The sequence below is a fragment of the Brevibacterium zhoupengii genome (genome assembly GCF_021117425.1).
Classification (GTDB): domain Bacteria; phylum Actinomycetota; class Actinomycetes; order Actinomycetales; family Brevibacteriaceae; genus Brevibacterium; species Brevibacterium zhoupengii.
In genome coordinates this window covers 3343719-3364857 of record NZ_CP088298.1, presented here as the reverse complement: position 1 = coordinate 3364857, position 21139 = coordinate 3343719, and the positions used below count along the sequence as shown (strand labels likewise).

The 21139-nt window shown below is 61.6% G+C and carries 20 protein-coding genes; 8 read left to right on the top strand and 12 right to left on the bottom strand.

Annotated elements, in window-relative coordinates:
• Positions 1-42: 42 nt before the first annotated feature.
• The 5 genes from LQ788_RS15310 to LQ788_RS15290 form a co-directional block, all read right to left on the bottom strand.
• On the bottom strand, positions 43-720 hold the full coding sequence (locus LQ788_RS15310; RefSeq protein ID WP_231442403.1) for a DUF6320 domain-containing protein: 678 nt from the start codon (positions 718-720) through the stop codon (positions 43-45).
• Complete coding sequence (locus LQ788_RS15305) at positions 717-2120, bottom strand: alcohol acetyltransferase (RefSeq protein WP_231442401.1); 1404 nt, start codon at positions 2118-2120, stop codon at positions 717-719. Before LQ788_RS15305 ends, LQ788_RS15310 begins: the two co-directional genes overlap by 4 nt.
• Positions 2117-3082, bottom strand: coding sequence for an alpha/beta hydrolase (locus LQ788_RS15300; RefSeq protein WP_231442399.1), 966 nt, complete (start codon positions 3080-3082; stop codon positions 2117-2119). Before LQ788_RS15300 ends, LQ788_RS15305 begins: the two co-directional genes overlap by 4 nt.
• Before the next feature lie 55 nt (positions 3083-3137).
• Positions 3138-3320 (bottom strand): hypothetical protein, encoded by a 183-nt coding sequence (locus LQ788_RS15295; protein ID WP_231442397.1) that lies wholly within the window; start codon positions 3318-3320, stop codon positions 3138-3140.
• Between the two features lie 96 nt (positions 3321-3416).
• Positions 3417-3560 (bottom strand): hypothetical protein, encoded by a 144-nt coding sequence (locus LQ788_RS15290; protein ID WP_231442395.1) that lies wholly within the window; start codon positions 3558-3560, stop codon positions 3417-3419.
• 249 nt (positions 3561-3809) lie between these two features.
• Here LQ788_RS15290 and LQ788_RS15285 point away from each other — a divergent pair, with 249 nt between their 5' ends.
• From LQ788_RS15285 to LQ788_RS15265, 5 genes are all read left to right on the top strand, one after another.
• Positions 3810-6590: a DUF4365 domain-containing protein gene (locus LQ788_RS15285; protein WP_231442393.1), complete on the top strand. Its 2781-nt coding sequence runs from the start codon at positions 3810-3812 to the stop codon at positions 6588-6590.
• 155 nt (positions 6591-6745) lie between these two features.
• Positions 6746-9334, top strand: a complete 2589-nt coding sequence (locus LQ788_RS15280) for an AAA family ATPase (RefSeq protein WP_231442392.1) — start codon at positions 6746-6748, stop codon at positions 9332-9334.
• Between the two features lie 216 nt (positions 9335-9550).
• The gene (locus LQ788_RS15275; RefSeq protein WP_231442390.1) at positions 9551-9805 is read left to right on the top strand and encodes a hypothetical protein; all 255 of its coding nucleotides are present in this window, start codon (positions 9551-9553) and stop codon (positions 9803-9805) included.
• A gap of 5 nt (positions 9806-9810) precedes the next feature.
• The gene (locus LQ788_RS15270; RefSeq protein WP_231442388.1) at positions 9811-10101 is read left to right on the top strand and encodes a hypothetical protein; all 291 of its coding nucleotides are present in this window, start codon (positions 9811-9813) and stop codon (positions 10099-10101) included.
• A 165-nt stretch (positions 10102-10266) separates the two neighbouring features.
• Positions 10267-12075 (top strand): formate--tetrahydrofolate ligase, encoded by a 1809-nt coding sequence (locus LQ788_RS15265; protein WP_231442386.1) that lies wholly within the window; start codon positions 10267-10269, stop codon positions 12073-12075.
• A gap of 67 nt (positions 12076-12142) precedes the next feature.
• On the opposite strand, the gene LQ788_RS15260 is transcribed toward LQ788_RS15265, so the two are convergent.
• Together LQ788_RS15260 and LQ788_RS15255 are read right to left on the bottom strand one after the other, a co-directional pair.
• Positions 12143-12916 carry an NAD(P)-binding domain-containing protein gene (locus tag LQ788_RS15260; protein ID WP_231442384.1) on the bottom strand — a complete coding sequence of 258 codons (774 nt, stop codon included), beginning with the start codon at positions 12914-12916 and terminating at the stop codon, positions 12143-12145.
• A gap of 105 nt (positions 12917-13021) precedes the next feature.
• Positions 13022-14023, bottom strand: coding sequence for a helix-turn-helix transcriptional regulator (locus LQ788_RS15255; RefSeq protein ID WP_231442383.1), 1002 nt, complete (start codon positions 14021-14023; stop codon positions 13022-13024).
• Between the two features lie 145 nt (positions 14024-14168).
• Here LQ788_RS15255 and LQ788_RS15250 point away from each other — a divergent pair, with 145 nt between their 5' ends.
• The gene (locus LQ788_RS15250) at positions 14169-14570 is read left to right on the top strand and encodes a VOC family protein (protein ID WP_231442382.1); all 402 of its coding nucleotides are present in this window, start codon (positions 14169-14171) and stop codon (positions 14568-14570) included.
• Positions 14571-14602: 32 nt separating this feature from the next.
• On the opposite strand, the gene LQ788_RS15245 is transcribed toward LQ788_RS15250, so the two are convergent.
• Both LQ788_RS15245 and bla read right to left on the bottom strand, forming a co-directional pair.
• Positions 14603-15070, bottom strand: coding sequence for an SRPBCC family protein (locus tag LQ788_RS15245; protein ID WP_231442381.1), 468 nt, complete (start codon positions 15068-15070; stop codon positions 14603-14605).
• Between the two features lie 51 nt (positions 15071-15121).
• Positions 15122-16069: a class A beta-lactamase gene (gene bla, locus LQ788_RS15240; RefSeq protein ID WP_231442380.1), complete on the bottom strand. Its 948-nt coding sequence runs from the start codon at positions 16067-16069 to the stop codon at positions 15122-15124.
• Between the two features lie 139 nt (positions 16070-16208).
• Between bla and LQ788_RS15235 the strand changes: the two genes are divergently transcribed.
• On the top strand, positions 16209-17177 hold the full coding sequence (locus LQ788_RS15235; protein ID WP_231442379.1) for a LysR family transcriptional regulator: 969 nt from the start codon (positions 16209-16211) through the stop codon (positions 17175-17177).
• Positions 17174-18073, top strand: a complete 900-nt coding sequence (locus LQ788_RS15230; protein WP_231442378.1) for a serine hydrolase — start codon at positions 17174-17176, stop codon at positions 18071-18073. The genes LQ788_RS15235 and LQ788_RS15230 overlap by 4 nt, the downstream gene beginning before the upstream one ends.
• A gap of 160 nt (positions 18074-18233) precedes the next feature.
• On the opposite strand, the gene LQ788_RS15225 is transcribed toward LQ788_RS15230, so the two are convergent.
• From LQ788_RS15225 to LQ788_RS15215, 3 genes are read right to left on the bottom strand one after another with little or no spacing between them, the layout of a single operon-like run.
• Positions 18234-19070, bottom strand: coding sequence for a MetQ/NlpA family ABC transporter substrate-binding protein (locus LQ788_RS15225; RefSeq protein WP_231442377.1), 837 nt, complete (start codon positions 19068-19070; stop codon positions 18234-18236).
• A 56-nt stretch (positions 19071-19126) separates the two neighbouring features.
• Complete coding sequence (locus LQ788_RS15220; protein ID WP_193084525.1) at positions 19127-19801, bottom strand: methionine ABC transporter permease; 675 nt, start codon at positions 19799-19801, stop codon at positions 19127-19129.
• Positions 19801-20796, bottom strand: coding sequence for a methionine ABC transporter ATP-binding protein (locus LQ788_RS15215; protein WP_231447457.1), 996 nt, complete (start codon positions 20794-20796; stop codon positions 19801-19803). The genes LQ788_RS15220 and LQ788_RS15215 overlap by 1 nt, the downstream gene beginning before the upstream one ends.
• Positions 20797-21139 lie beyond the last annotated feature (343 nt).

Here is a 21139-nt window from a genome sequence, read left to right as displayed (position 1 = left end):
GGCTGCCTCGGCGAGGGCCGGTCTCGACTGGGTGCGCGGCTTTCAGAGATGCAGTCGTCTGGCGAGTTCGAGGCGGACCTCCCGGCCCCGGGCAAGCTGCAGCAGCACCAGAGCGAGGATGCTGAGAGCACCGCAGACAGCCGAGGGCAGGGGGTAGGTGACCCAGCCGAATGTGAGGAACCCGATGGGTGCCAGGCCCAGGATTGCCGCCAAACCGCCGTAGATTATGTACTCCGTCGCTTCGAAGCGCATCGCCCTGACCATGATCAGCAGGGCGGCAATGGATGAAGCACAGACGATCGGCACCGCGTACGTCAGCGACCACGCCCGCCAACCGGTGAGGTAGTCCCAGTACACGCAGACCAAGCCGATGAGGACGACGAGATACACGGTGCCCTTGGCGACATTGCGTCGTTTGCTCACCGCCATGAGGACGACGAGCCACATGGCGGCCACTCCCAGCCAACCGGAGCGAAGCACGCCGAAGCCTTCGGGTCGGTGGCCAAACACGAGCTGGGCAGCGAAGGACACCGCGATCACGAAGAGCGACGTCAGGAACAGTCTCCTGAGCAGCCGACGCCTCGAGAACGTGAGAGGAACCGTCGGCAGCGGACTCGGCGCTGCGTCGCCCACCGCGTCCACCTCGGCGGGCGCAGCACACAGCGGACATCGGGTCCAAACACCTTCAATGGCGATCGAGCACTTGGGGCAGCGTCTCACAATAGCCCCTCCGCGATCTCATCCTCGGTGACTCGTTCCGCTGCGACCGTCACATCGATCCCTTCACTGGTGAGCATCCGCGCGAATTCCCTGATGTGATCGGTTTCGACGAACGGTGATGTGAAGCTGACAGTGAGCAGTCCTGCATGGGACGTCGCGCAGAATTGAGGGCGGACTGCGGAGACGTGGAACAGGACGCGGCCCACGTGTGATTCAGCCGGCTCGGGCAGGCTCAGTCGACCCAGGTTCGAGACGGCGACGCTCAGACCGCGATTGCTGTGCCTGTTGGCCAGTCCAAGGATCACATCCTTGAGCGGGCGCGGCACGATCCGCAATCCCGGCATCCGCTCGACTCGGATGAACCACCGCAGCTTCTTCTCCAACGCCTCCTGGGTCACCTGGGGCAGGAACTGGTTCTCAAGCTGCTTGCAGATCGAGCCGAGATCATCCTCTCCCTGACCGTAGGTGTGTTCGACGCGAACGGTGGTGAAGAAGTTCCGTGCAGACGTCGAAGGAAAGAATTGGCGCAGGTTCACCGGCACCGAGGCTGCCAGGGTGCGAGCCTTTCCCAGACCGCCCGAGGAAATGCGAATCGACTCGAAGAAGAGTGCCGTCAGGTACATGGTCATCGAGACATCTGCGGCGCGCGCAAGCCCGAGCACCGCATTCGCGGGCATGGTGAGTTCGACTACGCGCGTGCGATTGTCCGGAGTGCGGGTTCCTCGGACATGATGGACCTTCTTCTCCGCCGGACGGCGCAACCGGCCGTTATTCCAGCGCGCAGCAGGTGACTGTGTGCTGTCATCGACGGTGAATGCGGCGGGTCCGGCTGCACGACTGAAAGCGGACCCTGAAGCATGCAACTGATGCCGGCGGTGGAAGTAGTGCGCGAAGCTGTCGATGCTCAGGGCATGTACGGGTTCGTCTGGTGCTTCGTCGGCTCCGCTCGGGCCGTCGAGCGGCAGCGTCCTGTCGGAGTCGGAGAACCGCCGCCTGCTGTATGCGTTCACCAGGTCCGAGAGGAACCATGCCGCACCGGTGCCGTCGGTCAGCGCGTGGAAGACCTCGAGGCTGATCCGTCGGCGATGGTGGATCACGCGGAACAGCAGATTGCGCCGACCTGCCTGATAGATGGGGGCGCACGTGTGCTGCTCCTCTGGGGTGACGAGCGGGCGCAGGTCGCTGTCCTGCAGGTAGTACCAGAACAGACCGCTCTGCAGCACCGCGTGGTAGAGCCGGTACCGGTCATATGTCTCGTCGAGCGCCTCCTGCAGCAACTGCGGGTCGACGTCATGATCCGTCTCGGCACTGAGTCGGAAGACTTTGGGGTCGGCAGCGCTGCGAGCAGCAAGGAAGATGTTGGAGGCGTTGTCGAGTCGCACCCAGTCCCGGTGGGTCATGTCGGTTCCCGCAGGGTGCAGTGCTCGCCCTCGACCGGGTCACCGTCGAGGAATGCGTTGATCACCTCGTAGGCGTCTTGGACGGACTGGGAGAATCTGGGCAGCGAGATGAAGCCATGCAGCGCCCCCTCTACCCGATATGTCTGCACCGTGTTCCCGGCATCGGCCAGAGCGCGCCCGTAGGCCTCACCCTCGTCGCACAGCAGATCCAACTCCGCAGTGATCACCAGGGTCGCCGGTTGGCCGGAGAGGTCGGGCGCCAGCAGCGGAGCGACATGCGGGTCCCTGCGCTGCCGGCGGTCGGGAACGTAGAGGTCGAAGTAGTCTTCGACTTCGGCGTTGGTGAGTCGATAGTCCCCGCCATGGCTGCGCACCGAGGCGAACGGGGAGGTCTCCGGATCATGGTCCCAATGCGTCACCGGATAGATGAGGATCTGGCGATCCGGTGGGCGATGTCCGCGCTCTCGCAGCAGCGATGAGATCACAGCAGCGAAGTTGCCTCCGGCAGAATCTCCGACCAGGATGATCTGGCCGGCATCTGCGGCACCCACTCGATGCGGTTCGTCCAACAGCACCCGGGCAACGTCATAGCAGTCCTCCAGGCCCGCCGGGAACGGGTGCTCCGGTGCGAGCCGGTAGTTGACGGACGCGACGGCGCAGCCGGTGAGCTCCGCCATCCTGACACACGCCGGAGTGTAGGTGTCGATGTCACCGGTGACCCAGCCGCCGCCGTGGAAGAAGACGAGGACATCCTCGCGGCGCTTCACTTTCGGCTGGAAGACCCGGACCGGGACCTGCAGGCGTTCGTCGCAGGGGAGGGGCTGCCAGCGCGATGTCCGATACGGCGGCATCAGCAGTGCGGCGAGCCGGCGCTGCATCCGACGGACCTTCTCATAGTCCTCACGTATGTTGAGCCGGGGCGCGGCGAACAGACGCAGCACCGCCCGAGACAGTCTGTTCACTGGCGGGGACCGGTGCGGGGAGGGGGTTGTTCCATGCCCCCAGTTTAGAGGCAGGTCAGTCGGGTTTCCGAGCCACGATGAGGTGGCGAGTGGAGTGAGCGACGAACGGTTCACCTCGGCGGAGTTGGGCATCGAGTTCTCGCAGTCGGGGCAGGTGGGCTTCGACGGTGAAGTCGGGGACCCACCAGGGGCATTTGCGTAGGATCCAGACGATGGTGCCGATGTCGTGGAATTCCATTCGGGAGCGTGAGATGCGCAGTTTCTCGACGATGAGCCCGGCCGATTCGGCATCACGGACTTCGCTGTCCGAAAGGCGATCTGCATATGTGTTGGGCTAAGGGCCGAGGAAGTACTCGGTGAGTTCGATTCCGCGAGGGGTGAGGTGCCGGCGGGCGCGGACGACGTTGGGGCCGAACGCTTCGGTGGCGGCGATGCGAGGCGGTAGTACGGGCGCTTCGTCGAGGAATGGAAAGTACACCCCGGCTTTCTGAGCATCCTTAGTCTACGCCGCCACTTGACCAGGAAGCTTCGGTAAGTAACCAAGGCGACTGTCGGCTCTGGTCGTCAGCCGCCGCTGCTTCGCCGCAACTTCACTGGCGACAGTGGCGGCCGGTCGGCTCAGGAACGATCACGCGCGACGCCTGACGCCGTAAAACTAGTACCTGAACCCGAGTGCATGCTGCAGGATGTACTGAGACCCAGAAGGTGAATCTGATGTACTAGGGTCATGACAACGCCGGTGCACTCCACCAAGAAGACAGGCTCGCGCGGCGAGCTTAAGGCCCAAGTCATCTTCGCAGACATCGGATGGGCACCCCCGGTCAAGCTCAGCGAGGACATCGGGACCGACCTCGTGACGTTCGCACGCGATGAAGCGGCACCGGACGACTCGGAGAACGCCTGGGACCTGGGCGCCCCCGTCTTCATCCAGGTCAAAGCGAGCCCCACCGAGTACTTGAAGCCGGCCAACAAGTACAAAGGCGAGCCAGGTTGGTGGTTCGCAGAATCCGATACCTACCATTTCGACCACTGGCTCTCCTTCGGCCTTCCCTACCTGCTTGTCCTGGTCGACATCCAGAATCAGATCGCGTACTGGACGGAGGTGAATGGTGACGCAATCGTTTCTACCGGCAAGGGTCGCAAGATTTTCGTCCCATTCTCCCAGACCGTAGACGAGACCAATATTGAAGCGCTGACCAAGGTGGCGGTGTCGAAGCGGAAATACGCTCTCGAAGGTGCTGTCTGGAGCGGCAAGCTCAACGAACTTGGCCCTGCGGACAGACTCCGCACCGCCCTCATCCTCCCTCGCCTCATCGCACCGCATCCGAACCGCACAATCGATAGGATTTGCTTCGAGGAAGCCGTAGCGATGCTACTGAGGAACCGGTACGCCGAGCTTGCCCAATGCGCCGGTAAAGGTCAGTGTCCGAACGTTGAGGACTGGGAAAGCCACAAGGAGTGGAGCTGGCGCTTCGTACACGCGCTCCGCGAGCTCCTTTCTGCCGGTAGTAGCGTTCAGTTCGAGCAACTTGCAGCTGATGCCCGACACCGTTTCGAACGCGACGCGTGCCTTGTCGTTCGGGCGTGTGTCGCATACAAAGACGAACGAACTGAAGAAGCCGTCGACGCTCTAGTACCCTCCAGGGCGACCAAGCCCGCCGACCTTGGATGGCTCCTGACCCATAAGGCTGCGTTCCTCTTTGAGCTGGATAAGCCCAAGGAAGCGGTCGCCACTGCCAAGAAAGCCCTGGTTGCAACGAAGGCCCTCGACGGCGATCTTTCAGTCAGTGCCATCCGTGGTGCCGCGGCGTCCGTTTTGTACGCGAACGCTGGATTTGGAGTCGGCGATCTTGAGGCCGCCATCACCGCCCAAGACCATGCTGGGAATTGGTGGCGTGCTCAGGAGGTCAATGGGGCGCTTGAAAAGGACCTGAAGTACCGGTTCGAGGGCTGGACAGCGAACAACACGGTGCACTTCATCAGCAGCACTGCCCGTGACGACTTGGCTACGATCGCGTGGACCGCCGCATTCAGCGGTGCTTGGAACTCCTGGCGGCATCTCACAGCGATAAGCGCGAAACTCACCTTCACCTCGACGTCCAACCCGAACCATGTTGAGGCAGCCCTCACGGCGCTCGTCTTCATCGGCGAAAAGAAGGCTGCCAAGGACGCCGCGAGAAAGATGTGGCTCGACGGGCCCCTGGACGCTCTGCAGTCCCTGGTCAATGCGATCGCATACCGTACATGGACCAAGCGCGACGAGGGCGCGACGATGACGGTATTAGCGAAAGCGGGCGATCTGCTAGACGTAGACGCTGCCGACCATGTTGTCCAGCGCATTCTGGATTTACTCAAAAACGATGGACATTTCCGCGTCCATGGCAGTGCGTGGAGCTATCGATGGGATGAGGCAGACAAAGCTCTCACTCGCGTTCTGAAGGCGGCCTCAATGACAGCCCACAATGCGATCGCCGACCTCATCACTGAAGACTTCGCAACTTGCGATGAATCAATCGCTCGGCCATATGTCACCCTAGCGAACGCACTCTCCACCGCTAGACTTGACATCTCTCTCATTGACAAGCTCTACAGGGCCGCTACCGCCAGAGAAGACCATCACCGCATCGACATGTTAGAAGTTCTCGGGCCGGTCAATGACGACGCCATTGCTGAACTTCGTCAAGAAGCAATTGACGGCAACGTGAGCGCGGTCCGTTCCCTCCTTGTAGCTGGCGCAGGGGACTACGACAGTTTTATCGCGTTCGGGAAGAATGCAGCATCAATTGTACGAACCATGATCGAGGACGCTCGCGGCAAGGACGGGACAATAAAGGTTACTCACTACGCAAGCGATCAGCTGGACGACCTGGTCCTCGCAGCTCTCAATACCAACGACGCGGAATTGTGGGCGGAAATCACTGATGCCCTAGAGGCATGCATCATCGAAGAAACTCAACAACAGCGCGCAATCCGACGGCTGGCATCACAGTTCGCCAACGTGCCGCCGCTGGTACAACAGAAGCTCAGAGAACTCGCGCCCACGCTCCGCGGTTCCTCAACGGGTAACCCGTTCGGTGCTGCCAACGAGTACTCAGCCGCGGTGAACCATCTACGTGTCGCAGCGGGTGTCGTGCTCGATCTAGAAGTCGAAGCGCTCCTCCTCAGCGAACGACGAGACAACCCGCTTGCTTTCGTGCGCACGCTTGCAGCCTGGAACTCTGAACGCAAGCTCCCCTTCCTCGCGACAATGGTCGTCGATGAGAACCCAACCGTACGGGCACAGACCGGGTTCAGCCTAATAGAGCATGCGCACCAGTACCCTCAGGACCGCGGACGTACCCATTCAGTGATCCGCAGCGCCCTGATGCAGGAAGACGGTTGCGCCCTGCCCGACGGCCTGGCCCAGGGCGTGGCCGTATACCCTGCAGAGAAACTCGGAGAGCTGAGCGACCTGCTCCGAAATCACCGATCTGCTACTGTCCGTGCAAGGTTCATCGAATACGACTGATCTGCGGGGCCCGTGTGCCCGGCTAGCTGAAGCTACTCTCCACATCGACTCGGTGGTCTCTGCAGCACTTGTCGGGCATCATTGAGGCATCATGATGTCTTGAGCTTGCTAGGCGATACGAATCCCTCGGGGCTGGTCGCCGGGACGGGGTTGGTTTGGTCGAGCACGAAGTATCTGTGAACTTGGGTGATGCTACGCCTCGTCGACTTCTCGTCGACTGGGCGAACGGCCAAGATTCGTGGATTCGCCAGCTTGTCGCAGAGATTGTTCTCTCACGCCAAGCTCCCAGCGAAGCGTTTCTGGACGAAGTTTACGCAACCCTTCTCGCGGAGAAGGAGATTTCCGGTGAGGAAGTACCCGAGATTCCAACGCTAGGCTTTGCCGGGGCCACGGAGGCCGACGAGGAGACACTTGAACTCGTCACTTTGACGGATGTTCAGGGGGTTAATGCGCTAGCCGCTGATCAAGAATTGGCTTTCGACCCCGCGCTCACAGTTCTGTTCGGGCAAAATGGCTCGGGCAAGACAGGATATTCAAGAATCCTGAAGCGTGTTGCTGCGGTGCGCACCGCAGAGGACATTTTGCCTAACGCGCGTGTCTCTGAACTTGGCAATTCATCTTCGCCGCAAGCCACCATCTCATTCCGTTTGTCTGGATCTGAGCAGACTGCTCAGTGGCAGAACGAAGCAGGGCTTTCTCCGTTCACCCGTATCAGTGTCTTTGACGCGAGCGCAGTCTCCATGCATATCGATAGCGAACTGGGTTATGTCTATACACCGGCTGAACTCGCACATTTCGCTCATGTCTCGACGGGAATTAAGGGCATACAACGCCGGATCTCAGTCCAAGTAGAAACACTTACCCCGGGAAGCAACCACTTACTCTCGAAGTTTAACCCCGGCACAGACGTGTACCCGCTGATCGAGTCTCTTGGCGCGAGCACCAACATTGAAGAACTTGAGGAGTTAGCAACATTACCTGATACGGCGACTGCCGATAGGGAGCGCCTGGAGAGCGAAGTTGGCCTCCTGCGCTCAAATGCCAAGGACGCGCTTCTTTCCCGAGCACGAGACTCTGTAGCTCACTTGACACGCCTACACCGTGTCCTCAGCGCTTCGAAAGATTTTGATGCTCAGACCTATGAGACTGCCCGAGCGGCCCTGCAAACCGCCGAGAGTAGAAGCGACGAAGCACGCGAGGAACTCTTCAAAGCCGAAGAGCTCCCGGGGCCTGTAGACGAGCACTGGCAAGATTTCATTGTCGTCGGCGACAACTATCGACAGCATTTGAATCTCGACACCTACCCCGGCGCCGGCGATTCGTGCCTGTATTGCAGGCAGGAGTTGAGTCCAGCCGCGTTGAATCTTCTGACTCGCTATCGCACATTCTTGGACGAGACACTCGTGCGTCAGGTGAAGGACGCAGAAGCTGCACAGATGCGCTCTAAACTAGCTCTTGAGGAAGTCGACCTCACCCGCGCAATTGAATACGCCGCCGAGCAGCGAGACAGTGATAGTGCACCCGAGTGGGCAGGACAGGCTTCTGAACTTCTCGCCACAGCAAGAGCTACTGCCGAGGCCACTACTAATGGGAGGCCGATTCCTGAGGAGTTCTTCCAGGGAGAACCGGAAGCAGTCGTCAGTTCAGTCTCGGAAACCCTTACCTTAGCTCGCAAAGTCGTTGAGGAGCTAGCAGAAGGAGTGGATAACGCTGCGAGTTCGCTAGCAACTAAGCAGAAGCAGTTGTCAGAGCTCGTTGCGCGGATTGAACTGAGCCGAAACATCGACGTAGCTCGGGACTTTGTGCGGCGAGCTCGCGAATCCTTGCAGCTGGAAGAACTTTCCCGATTGATCTCTAACGGAGTTTCAAAGCAGATAACTCGTCAGTCGAAGCTCGCAAGCGAAGATCTCGTGAACAGCAACTTCGAGAGTTTGTTCAATGAGGAGTGTGCCCGTCTACGGGCGCCAAAGGTCGGCCTCCGATTCCAAGGCAGGAGCGGGCAGGCGCAGCGGAAAAAGGTCGTGGCTGCATATCGCCCGTCTGCGGTGCTCTCGGAAGGGGAACAGAAGGTTCTCGCGTTGGCCGATTTTCTCGCTGAATCCCGAATGCGCGGCGCGAAAGCACCATTGGTGTTCGACGACCCAGTGACGAGTCTTGATTACCGCCGCCTCGGGGAAGTCGCGGATCGCATCCAGAATCTCGCTGAGACTCATCAGGTGATCGTTCTGACACACAACATTATGTTTGCCTCTGCACTTATTGCTGCTCGACAGAACAAGAAGCTACGCACGAAGCTCTACGAGGTCAGAGATGGTGGAGAGGTGAAGGGGCTCTTGGCCCCCGACGTGGAACCTAGATTCGATACACCCGCGGACCTTGGCAAAAGGATTAACGTCAAACTGCAGGACGTCCCCCAATCTGAGCCCATGGTTCAAGACGCACTCATCAAGGAGTCATACGACCTGATTCGCGCCTGGTGTGAGGCGTTTGTGGAGCAGGAACTTCTTCAGAATGTCACCCAAAGGTATCGTCACAACATCATGATGACAAGGCTTTCTAAGATCGATAGTTCCCGGCTTGATGTCGCAATTGAAGTGATCGAGCCACTCTTCGCACGTGCGTGTGAGCGCATGACTGGTCACTCTCATGCGAATGAACACATGAACATCAAACCGACTGCGGCAGATGTGAAGGAGGACTGGGAACTAGCACTCGCAGCACGAGCGGCCTATATCGCCAAATAGAAAGTAGGCGACTACTGGCAATGTTTGCCGCTCGGCGACCCGACATTCCAACACTCTCTGTCTAGCTTTGCATTCACATGCGGATAGTGTCTCTGGTTTGTTGCATCGCGGCTATTTCGGGATTGTGTCGATTGCTCTTTGAGATGACTCGGCGCAACGCGGTGTGGGAGCGGCTCCGGTCGACCTTCTGTACGTCCGTCTCCGGGATCGGTCCGAGTGGCTTCGACTCGGTGGCCTGGTATCGGTCGCGGTAGGCCGCCACCACGTGGGCATCCCTCCGCCATCGGGCCACCGCTTGCCGATGAGCGGGCCGACATGGGGGAGCGGGCCGATGTGGGGGCGCGGGTCGACGTTCCCGCACCTGCGGAGTCGTTCGCCGAGGTGGTCCAGACGGGGAGCAGGCCAACGACGATCGCCGGAATCACGCCGCTCATCGTGTTCCTCATCTGGGGACGAGCGAAGACTCAATAGGGACGGTGCCGAGAATCCTCGCCGATGGTGTGGGGTTGGGCGAACAGGCGACAGGAGCCGTTCTCAGGGCTGCGGCCGACGGCGGAATCGTGGGGTCTGCCGCGATCGTGGTTCTGGGCCGACGACTCAATCGTGCGCTCACGCTCGGCGTCGTTCTCGGTAACACCGGATTCGCCATCACCATGGCCAGCGTGAGCGCCATCATCGTCTTTCCAGCCTACCTGGTGGCTCGACGCTCCCAACAGGTTGAAGACACGACGACTCGGAGCAGGACCGCCGAAGTGCCTGTGGCGTGATTCGAGCGACACTGCCGCCTCGGCGAAGTCGTGCGTCCTCGAGTGGACACCACCACCTCGGTGCCGGGATCTGCATTGTTGCGGTGGACGGAACTCAGCGCACATGGTGCGAATTCACTCGCGTTTGGTGGTCACAAACCGGCCCAGAAGCGGCATGATGGCACTATGACCATAGATCTCGATATTGCGCTCAACGCCGAGCTCGATCCCATCGTCGACGTCGCCGCTGGACTGGGTTTGGCTCAGGAAGACATCATCCCCTACGGATGGACCAAGGCCAAGGTCTCCATCGACGTTCTCAACAAGGCCGCCGAATCCAACACCGACGGTCACCTCATTCTCGTCACCGCCATGAGCCCCACGCCTGCCGGTGAAGGCAAGACCACGACCAGCATCGGACTGGCCGACGGACTCAACGAGTTGGCACGGTCGAAACCGGAGGTCGGCAAAGCCATCCTCGCTCTGCGTGAACCCAGCATGGGTCCGGTCTTCGGGATGAAGGGCGGAGCAGCCGGCGGCGGATACGCCCAGGTCGTACCGATGGAGGACATCAACCTCCACTTCACCGGTGACTTTGCGGCCATCGCTGCGGCGAACAACCTCGCAGTGACCATGCTCGACAATCACATCCATCACGGCAACGAACTCGACGTCGACGTCAGGCGCGTCCACATCCGCCGCGTCGTCGACCTCAACGATCGGGAGCTGCGCGGAGTCGTCGTCGGCCTCGGCGGCATCAATGGGGGAGTGCCCCGCGAGGATGCCTTTGACATCGTCGTCGCCAGCGAGGTCATGGCGGTCTTCTGCCTGTCCACCTCGCTGACTGACCTCAAGGAGCGCCTGAAACGAATCGTCCTCGCCCACAGCCGATCGCGGACACCCATCACGGTCAATGACATCGGTGCTGCCGGGGCGATGACTGCTCTCCTGCGCAATGCGCTGGCGCCCAACCTCGTCCAGAGCCTCGAGCGCTCACCGGCATTCATCCACGGCGGACCCTTCGCCAACATCGCCCACGGCTGCAACAGCCTGCTCGCGACGAAGGCCGCGATGACCCTGGGCGATTGGACTGTGACCGAGGCCGGCTTCGGTGCCGACCTGGGCGCCGAGAAGTTCCTCGACATCAAATGCCGCGCCGCCGGCATCTGGCCCTCAGCCGTAGTCGTTGTCGCCACCCTGCGAGCACTGAAGTACCACGGCGGCATCGAGGTCAAGGACGTGCAGACGCCCAACACTGAGGCGATCCTCGGCGGCATGAATAATCTCGAGCACCACTGCAACAACTTGCTCAACATCTATGGGATCACCCCGGTCGTGTGCTTCAACCGGTTCCCCACCGACACCGATGAGGAGATGGCCACCGCGATTGCGCACCTGCGATCGCAAGGCATCTCGGCCGTTGAGTCCACCCACTGGGCCGATGGCGGCAAGGGTGCACTTGCACTCGCCGAGGCGGTTGTTGAGGCCGCAGGTGGTGCGGGCAATGCGGGGGCTGCCGTCGAGGACGGGTCGCTGTTTGTCGCGGGAACGGCCTCGGGTGACGCAGAAGCTCCACCACCGAGCGCTTCGTCTGCAGGCAGCTCGTCGGATGGGTCGCCGCAGGCACAGTACAGCTACGAACTCGACTGGCCGCTGGAGGAGAAGATCCGCACGATCGCGCAGCGGATCTACGGTGCAGCTGATGTTGACCTGCCGACCAAGGTCACGCGCAAGCTCAAGCAGTTCACCGATGAAGGCTACGGCGACGCCCCGATCTGCATTGCCAAAACCCAGTACTCGCTGAGCACAGATGCCACTCTTCGCGGAGCTCCTAAGGATCACATCATCGAGGTCAAAGACGTGCGGCTCTCGGCCGGTGCCGGCTTCGTCGTCGTCATCGCCGGCGACATCATGACGATGCCCGGGCTGCCTAAGGAGCCTTCGGCGCTCAAGATCGATGTCACCGAGGACGGGAACATCACGGGCCTGTTCTGAGATGCTCTGAGGTGCTGCGAGCTGACGCCGGGCGCAGCGAGCTGGCGCGCGCGGTCGTCAGCGAAGGTCAGCTGGTGCCGGTCACCCGTGCGAAGACGCGGTCGAGTGAGGCCGACAGGGCGGCACTGTTGTCCTCGTTCATCCACTCGTGATGGAGCATCTCATTGAGGCCGCCTGGGGTTTCGTGCCCGGTGACGAGGTCGGCAAATGAGGAATCGGTTGCAGCGAGCTTGTTGCCCAGGCCCGCAAACTGGCCGCGGACGATGCGATCGGCATCAGCCCGGTCCCACCCCTGGCCCACGAGCCAATCGGCGATCGTTTGGAGATAGGCATAGTAGGCCGACATTGTCGCGGTCGTGGCCGAGAGTGTGCTGAAGAGCTCTTCTGTGTCCGCGACGACAGTCCCGCCGAGGGCGTTGAAGAACTCCTCCACTTCGGGATGCGCTGGGTAGACCGCAGTCACGCCCTGGCGCTCCCGAACGGGTGGAAGCGGGATAACCCGGACGATGGTCGGGTTCTGCGGCAACAGCGGGGACAGCGACTCGACCGAGACTCCGGCAATCGCGCTGACGACCGTGCGATCAGCGGGAATGTTGAGTTCGGCGAGTACGGCCTCGGTCTGCTGAGGAAGCACGGCCAGGATGACGTGCTCACTGCGATCGATGACGTCTTGATTGCTCTCACAGACCTCGACCCGATCGAAGTCACTCGCCAGCTTGGCTGAACGCTCGGCATTGCGCGGGGAGAGGAAGAAATCAGGGCGATCGTCGCCGGCAGATGCTCCTTCGACGATCGCCGAGGCGATCTCGCCGACTCCGATGATTCCGATTGTTCTGGCCATGCTCTTCCTCCTGGACGCGTCATGCGATTGAATTCCTACTCCGCATCCTGCCATCACTGTGGCATCATCACCACGGCTTCTCGGCTCAACCGTCGGAGCAGTTGCTCAACCGTCGGAGTACATCGATGAGAGCTCGGCTCCGATGCGGGCGAGCTCTCGGCGCAGCTCAGATGGTTCGAGGACTTCGATCTGCTGCCCCCACCCGGCCAACTGCTCGGCCAGGGCGATGATGAGGTTCGCCCGCACCTCGGCGACGGTGAACTCACCATCACTGGAGATCACGGAGAGGTAGCTGCCGAAATGGTTCGTGAGGATCGGGAGTGCCCACTTCGGAGCACGGATGATTGCCGTAACTGATGATCGCAGCGCCTCCACCTGTTTGACGTGCTTCGACCAATAGTCGATGAGATCGAACTCGTCGGAGGTGGAGACATCGCCGCCGCTGGTTTCGGTGCTGCTGCTGATGTCGACGATGCGGTCGACCCGGTAGGTGCGTGGCTCATCGGGACCCGTTGCGGGCCCGGCGACGAGGTACCACGTCCCGGCTTTGGCCACGAGACCCAGAGGCCGAACGGTCTTCGTCGCTTGCTCCCCGTTGCCGCGGACGTAGCTCATGCGGATGGTGCCGCGGGCGATGAGGGCTGATCGCAGTGCGCTGAGGTGATCGATACTGGTCGTGGAGGCGTCGCTGGCCTGGTTTGCGTCATCACCCTTGTGAACTGCGCCCCAGGTGGTGTGATCGTAGTGGATAGCAGTCGCCAGTGTCTCAGCTTCTTCGCGGAGTGATTCTGGGAGGGCTCGGATCAGCTTGCGAGTCGCGACTCGGGTGGCTGGATCTGACAGTCCGGCAGTGCCCAGCATCCAGAACAAGGCGCTGGCTTCGTGGCTCGATAGGCCCGTGAGGTTCGTCCTCGCTCCGCCGATGAGTTGCCAGCCGCCCCCGCGGCCCGGTTGAACATAGACAGGAACTCCGGCGGATGACAGCGCTTCGAGGTCACGACGTGCCGTGGCAAGCGAGACCTCGAGCTCCGCGGCAACTTGGGCAGCGGTCACCTTCCCCCGTGACTGGAGGAACAAGACGAGGGCGAGAAGCCTGTCTGCGCGCATATGAAGAGTATTTCACCAAAAGTGCTCACTTGGTGATCACTTTGGCTGTGAGAGTGGTAATTGCACGACGGCGGCAGCGAGAAACAGACCGCGGCCGACGAAATCAGCACACAGCGCCAGACGCCACTCACGAAGGAGCAGAACGATGAGCACACTCAAGGGAATGACGACCATGGTCCTCACCGCAGAGGACGTCGACAAGGCAGCCGAGTGGTACTCGGACCTCCTCGGGATCGCACCATATTTTCGACAGCCGGAGGAGGGGCCCGCCGCCTATGTCGAGTTTCGGATCGGGGCAGACGAGGACGAGCTGGGGATCATGAACCGCGCCTACGCGCCCGAAGGGACAACGTCCGGAAGCAGCTCGATCACGTACTGGTACGTCGACGATGTCGAGGACGCTTTGGCGAAGCTGCTGGCCCATGGTGCGAAGACGCACATGCCGGTCACGCCGCGCGGACCCGAATTCGTCACCGCATCGGTGATCGATCCGTTCGGCAACGTACTCGGACTCATGTACAGTCCCCACTGGTCAGGCCAGCACTGATTCCTCAAGTCAGCACTGAGTCCGCAGAGGCTTCAGGCTCCTTCGATGACCTTCTTGATGGCAGCGAGGGTCTCAGGGATTCCGCCCCGGGCAGCGGCGGTTCGTTCGGCGACCTGCTCGGCGGCTTGGTCCCCGTACTTCTCGTCGAAGAAGGCCTGACCCTCTGGCAGGAACTCCCACGATTCGGTGAGCAGTGTGCCACCGTCCGCGTCCTCAACACTGTAAGTCCAGTGCACTCGACCCGGTCCCACGCTCCACCCGAAGGCACGCCCCTCATCGGCGACGACGACCTGACTTCGCGTCTGCCACTCGCGATCCGGGGTGGCGTTGCGCCCGGTGAACCAGGCTCCCACCCGGGGGCCGTCGCCCTCGTCCCACCAACACTCTTTGCAGATCGGTGACCACTCGCCAGTTCGGGTCACGTCTGAAACGGTCGCGTAGACAGTGGCCGGTTCGGCTTCGATGAGGATTGAATCGGCAAAGGTCAGAGATTCGGTCATGCCAGCTACTTTACCGTTCCTGCTGGTCAGCGCCGAGGTCTGCTGTGCGCGTCACTCAAAGGCTCCGAGCACTGCATGCGCGGTGTCTTCGATCAGCTCGGCATCGGATTCGGTGTTCGGGTCATTGTTCTCCGTCATGATCGCGATGACGATCGGGTCCCTCTTCGGCGGGAACACGATAGCGACGTCATTGCGCAGCGCATCGGCATGACCGGACTTGTCCGCGACCGTCCACCCGGCGGGGGCGCCCGCTCTGATCAGCGGGTCCCCGGTCTCATTGCCGCTCATCCAGTCGATGAGGACAGTCCGGTCCTCATCGGACAGATGCTCGGGCTCGAGGAGCGCGGCGAGGTCGCTGGAGAACGCGGCGGGAGTGGTGGTGTTGTCGGCGCTGCCGGGGTCGATGGTGTTGAGGTCCGGTTCGCGATCGATCACCTCGGTGGTCGAGTCGCCGAGGTCCTCGAGCGCGGTATCCAATCCTTTGGGCCCATCGATATGGTCGAAGACAATATTCGCCGCAGCATTGTCGCTGACCCTGATGGCGGCCTCGGCCACCTTTTCCAGAGGCAGACCATCGCCGAGGTGCTTCTCCGTCACCGGCGCATACCCGGCCTTTTCGACGTCCTCCTTCGTCCAAGTCACGTGTTCGTCGAGTTCCGCTGGTGTCGTCCTGGCCAAGAGCTCGGCCACCGCGAAGGACTTGATTGTCGACGCGAAGCCGAATCTCTCCTCGGAGCGATGTTCGATGGTGGACTCGTCGCTGGTGTCCATCGCGTGGACGCCGACTCTGGCGTCGTACTTCTTCTCAATGTCGGCTATCGCGGAATCGACCTCCGCCTGGGCAATAGTCGCCGTCGGAGAAGCCTGGGAAGTCGACTCTGCAGAGGCGGAATCTGCTGCGGAATCTGAGGTGGCAGCGCCCTCTGCGGGCGAGCACGCCGTCAGAGCGATCAGCGACAGTGCTGCTGCGCCGGCTATTCGTGAAGTTCGTGTCATCATCAATGCTCCCTTTGAGATGTGCTGAGTCTGCATCCTGTGCTGGTGGCGATTCCGGCAAGTACCACTGTTCCCTGCTTTGGTGATGTGGTCGAAGACAGTTTGCGGCATCTGCATATCAAAGATGCATATCATGGTGACGATGGACCTGATTGAAGCATGTCGAACGTTCACCGCCGTGAGCGAGCTGGGAAGCATGACGCTCGGCGCAGCAGCGAGCGGAGTTCCGCAGCCGGTGGCGAGCAGACGGATCGCAGGATTGGAGAAGCGGTTTGGAGCACGACTCTTCGATCGCTCGGGTCGCGGCGTGAGCCTGACCCCATTCGGACAGGACATGCTGGCCTCGGCCAGGCGATTGGTTGACCTTGCCGATACGATGCTGCTCGATGCCGACCGGGCCCGACTTCGGCCGGTGTCTTTGGCGGTTCCACGCTCATGCACGACGAGGGATCTGGCCGTTCTCACCGCCTCGGCGAAGTCCGGTGGCATCAGCATCGATATCCATCCCGAACTACCGGCGCGGCGCCTCGATGACCTGTCGGCACGCAGGGTCAGGGCAGCGCTGCAAGCGGTGCCGGAGTCGGACGGTACCTGGGTAGTCGAGCTGGGGTGTGCGCACCGAACGGCATTGTCCGGGCCTGTGCGTCTGGCCGCGCTGCGCCGAGCCAGGTCGAGGATTGCCGGTGCTGGTCCCGAACTGTCGGGGAAGCGACTGAGACTGCTGATCGAGGATGACGTTTCACATGTTCGTGGTCGGCTCCGCCGTGCCGCCGAGGTGGCGGGACTGCTGCCGTACCAAGTGGTCATGGATTCCTCCGATCCCGCGGCAGTCGCCGGAGTCCTCGGCGAAGGTGATCTGCTGCTGTGCAGTGCCGTCGAAGCTAAGGAGTTGGGACTCGAATGGAGTCCGCTGATCGAGCCGGAACTGAAAAGAGGCTATGTGCTTGCTGCCACCTCCGATGACGATGCCGCCGTGCTCAGCGAGTTCAGCGATGAGATCGCCGACTGCCTCGCAGGCGTCCCCGCGGGCACGCGCAGCAATGACGTTCCCGCTGGGACGCGTGGCGAAAACGTCCTTGCGGGGACGCCTGTGAGTGGCGGTTCGAAATGACTGGCGATGCCCGCGTCATCCACGACGTCAATGCGCAGCTGGCCGCCGCGGGCCTGCGTGCCACCATCGTGGTCCGTGACTTAGACAGCGGTCGGGAAATCTCCACCTCTGGCGATCAGGCGATGCCTCTGGCCTCCGTGGTGAAGGTCCCGATCGCCTTCGCCGTGCTCAACCGCATCAGTGAGGGAGTCCTCGACGGAGCTCAGCCGATCGCGATTGGACCTGATCACTACGGAGGGGACGGGCCGACCGGAACGAGTCGTTTTCGCCACCCGGCGCAGATCGCGCTCGAGGACCTCGTGATGCTGTCGGTGAGCTTCAGTGACAACACGGCCACAGATGCTCTGCTCGACGTGCTCGCTCCGAATCAGATTCAAGACGAACTTGAGCGGATGGGGCTGAGTGGCATTCACATCAGGCACCACCTCGGCGCACTGGTGGAGACTCCATTGGAGAGTCTTCCGGACTCCGACGCCCACCTCGTCTACGACATTGCTCGATCCGGGCCGAGTCAGGAAGCCGGTCACCGAATCTGGCAGCTCGACGTCTCACAGGCGAATGTCGGCACAGCAACGGGACTGGTCGACCTCCTCCAGGAGATCTGGCGCCCCGTCCGCATCGACCCAGTCGTTGCATCGAAGCTGCGAAGCCTTCTGGCCGGCAACATTATCAGGCACAGACTCGCACCCGACTTTGCCTCAGACGCGATGACCTGGTCGTCGAAGACAGGGACTCTGCTGCACCTGCGCCATGAGATCGGTGTCGTCGATCATGCCGACGGGCAGTCCATCGCTGTCGCAGTTTTGAGCGAATCGAGCAATCCCTCGGCGGCACAGCCGGCGGCTGAGGCCGAGCTCGGCGCCGCGGCCAGGGCGCTGCACGACCTCCTCCGGTAGTGGCCGCTCATCGCTGACAAAACGCCAACGGTCGGTAAGTTCTGCTCGAGAATCGCGAGAAAATCGAGCAGAACTTACCGACCGTTGGAGCCGGAATCGGAACTGGAGCCGGGGTTCGACGTTCCGATCCTAAGAAGTCTTGAGCTTCAGAGGCTCAGCCTCAGAAGCTGGGCAGAACCGATCCGTCGGACCACTTCTTCTCGATGAACTTCTTCACCTCGGGGGAGTGGAGGAGCTCGTCGAGCTTCTTGAGGTTCTCATCGTCCTTGTTTTCGGTCCGCGAGGCGAGGAAGTTGCCGTAGGGGTTGTTCTCGGCCGATTCCAGGAGGATTCCGTCCTTTGCTGGGCTGAGTCCGGCTTCGAGAGCGTTGTTGCCGTTGATGACCGAGGCATCGACGTCTTCGAGGGTGCGCGCCAGCTGAGCGGCGTCGGCCTCGACGAATTCGACCTTCTTCGGGTTGTCCTCAACGTCGGAGAGTTTCGCATCGACCGCGTCGACACCGTCCTTGAGGGTGATGACCTTGGCCTCTTCGAGCATCTTCAGTGCACGACCCTGGTTGGCAGGATCGTTGTTGATGCCGATCTTCGCACCCTTGGGCAGATCCTTGACGTCCTTGATGTCCTTGGAGAACAGCGCGAAGGGCTCGAGATTGATCGGCTCGAACGCGGTCAGCTCGTAGCCCTGGCCTTCGACCTCGGAGTCGAGGTAGGGCTTGTGCTGGAAGTAGTTGGCGTCGATGTCACCGTCGGACAGTGCCTTGTTCGGCAGTGTGTAGTCCGTGTACTCGGTGACCTCGATGTCGAGCCCGGCCTCCTCGGCGAGGTTCTCGTCGACAAACTTCAGGATGTCACCCTGCGGCACCGGGGTGGCACCGATGGTGAGCTTGGTGATGTCGCCGTCCTTCTCGCCGATGGAGTCGGATCCGCCGCCGACGAGGCCGCAGCCCGAGAGCAGCAGGGTCGCACTCGCAGCGATGGCGATGAGCTTGGTCTTCATGGTTCTCCTTGAGTGATGTGTTGCGTCAGTGTGGTGAAAGTCAGTGATGGTGCTGATCAGCGGTGATCGACGGCGCGGGCGATGCGGTCGCCGATGAACTGGATGAGTGTGACGATGAGGACGAGGACGATGATGCAGGCGATCATCGTGTCCGCCTGGTAGCGCTGGTAACCATACGAGATCGCCAGCGCACCGAGCCCGCCGCCGCCCACGGCACCTGCCATAGCCGTGTAGGACACCAGAGTCACCGAGGTGACCGTGGCGGCTCCGATCAGGCCGGGCTTCGCCTCGGGGACGTAGACCTGCCGGACCACCTGTCCGTTCGATGCCCCCATCATCAGTGCCGCTTCGACCTTGCCTTCGGAGACCTCACGCAGCGAGTTCTCGACGAGGCGGGCATAGAAGGGGATCGCCCCGATGGTCAGCGACACCACAGTCGCCTGCCACCCTAGGGCTGAGCCCACCACGAAGCGGGCGAAGGGAATGAGGGCGATGATGAGGATGATGAAGGGGATCGAGCGCGTGATGTCGACGATGATCGACAGCACCCGGTAGAGCACGGGACGTGCGGTGAGTCCGCCCTTCGAGCTGGTGAACAGCCAGATTCCCAGGGGCAGGCCGATGAGTACGGCCAGGCCAGTCGACCAGGCTGTCATGAGCAGGGTTTCGATGGTCGCGGGCAGCATCTGCTGCGTGATCGCCGGGTTGTCGAACCATGTTGGATCGTCCATCAGGCTGCCTCCTCCGCATAGATTCCTTCGGCTTCCAGAGCGGTGATGAGCTCCTTCGACGCGGCAGCAGAGGCAACCGTGAAGCGGATGCGCCCGACCTGCTTTCCTTCGATGGTTTCGACGGCGCCGGCGAGGATCGAATCGGCGCCGACCCCCACAGCCTGTGCGCTGGTGAGCACCGTCGGCAGGCTGGTCCCGGCCAGGGAGACCTCAACAAGGCGGGTCGCCCTGACTTCTGAACCCTCAGCTGAACTTTTGTCGTCGAGACCGATGGGTGGAAGGGGGACGAGATCCTTGGCCAGGGTCGAGCCGGGCTCGGAGATCACCTCGGCGAGTTTGCCGGTCTTGGCCACGCGACCATCGGCGAGCAGTGTCACCGAGTCGCAGATTTCGCGGATGACCGACATCTCGTGGGTGATGATGAGGACGGTGATGCCCAGGCGATCGCGCAGGGAGCGGATGAGGCCCAGGATCTGATCCGTGGTGGTCGCATCCAGCGCCGAGGTGGGCTCATCACACAGCAGAACCTTGGGTTCGGCAGCCAGTGCCCGGGCAATGCCCACGCGCTGCTTCTGTCCGCCGGAGAGCTGGGCGGGGTAGTTGTCGGCACGGTCGCCGAGGCCGACGATCTCGAGCAGTTCACGGGCCTTGGCCAGGCGTTCGGCCTTGGAGACTCCGGCGATCTGGAGGGGATGGGCCACATTGTGCAGGGCGGTGCGCGAATCGAGGAGGTTCACGTGCTGGAAGACCATGCCGATGGAGCGGCGGGCCTCGCGCAGTCCTGAACCGGACTGGTCGGTGATGTCGGTGCCGTCGATGGAGACCGTGCCGGAGCTCGGACGTTCGAGTCCTGTCAGACACCTGATGAGTGTGGATTTGCCGGCACCGGAACGGCCGACGATGCCATGGATCTCTCCGGCGGGGACCGACAGATCGATCTCCTCGAGAGCGACGGTGTCTCCGAAGGTCTTCCGCAGACTGGCCAGCTCGATCACAGGCGTCTCCTCGCGTGGGTGGGGGATGGGAATCGGCAGCATGAACCTACGGTCCAGTAGTGCCGATGATTCAGCATGCCAAGGCGGCCGCTCTGCTTCGGGCACGGGCGTCATAAAAAGACGCACAACTGGCCGTTCGTGACCAAGAACACGCGGATTCGGGGGTCGCCCGGTCAGTGGCACGGTGCGGTGGAGTGGCAGCGAGGTCCTGGAAGAGTGGGCGTTTTGTGCTGAATTTCATCGCTGAATCAGCACAAATCGCCCACAACTCGGCACGGGGAAGCGATTCTCAGAGCGAAGTGCTGCTAGTGGTCGTTTCGCGGGGTATTCTATTCGTAGGCGC

Bases quoted from the DNA above. Each gene is read 5' to 3' on its own strand.
- LQ788_RS15305 (WP_231442401.1), bottom strand. From the start codon at position 2,120: ATGACCCACCGGGACTGGGTGCGACTCGACAACGCCTCCAACATCTTC.
- LQ788_RS15295 (WP_231442397.1), bottom strand. From the start codon at position 3,320: ATGGAATTCCACGACATCGGCACCATCGTCTGGATCCTACGCAAATGC.
- LQ788_RS15285 (WP_231442393.1), top strand. From the start codon at position 3,810: ATGACAACGCCGGTGCACTCCACCAAGAAGACAGGCTCGCGCGGCGAG.
- LQ788_RS15265 (WP_231442386.1), top strand. From the start codon at position 10,267: ATGACCATAGATCTCGATATTGCGCTCAACGCCGAGCTCGATCCCATC.
- LQ788_RS15260 (WP_231442384.1), bottom strand. From the start codon at position 12,916: ATGGCCAGAACAATCGGAATCATCGGAGTCGGCGAGATCGCCTCGGCG.
- LQ788_RS15255 (WP_231442383.1), bottom strand. From the start codon at position 14,023: ATGCGCGCAGACAGGCTTCTCGCCCTCGTCTTGTTCCTCCAGTCACGG.
- LQ788_RS15250 (WP_231442382.1), top strand. From the start codon at position 14,169: ATGAGCACACTCAAGGGAATGACGACCATGGTCCTCACCGCAGAGGAC.
- LQ788_RS15245 (WP_231442381.1), bottom strand. From the start codon at position 15,070: ATGACCGAATCTCTGACCTTTGCCGATTCAATCCTCATCGAAGCCGAA.
- bla (WP_231442380.1), bottom strand. From the start codon at position 16,069: ATGATGACACGAACTTCACGAATAGCCGGCGCAGCAGCACTGTCGCTG.
- LQ788_RS15235 (WP_231442379.1), top strand. From the start codon at position 16,209: ATGGACCTGATTGAAGCATGTCGAACGTTCACCGCCGTGAGCGAGCTG.
- LQ788_RS15230 (WP_231442378.1), top strand. From the start codon at position 17,174: ATGACTGGCGATGCCCGCGTCATCCACGACGTCAATGCGCAGCTGGCC.
- LQ788_RS15225 (WP_231442377.1), bottom strand. From the start codon at position 19,070: ATGAAGACCAAGCTCATCGCCATCGCTGCGAGTGCGACCCTGCTGCTC.
- LQ788_RS15220 (WP_193084525.1), bottom strand. From the start codon at position 19,801: ATGGACGATCCAACATGGTTCGACAACCCGGCGATCACGCAGCAGATG.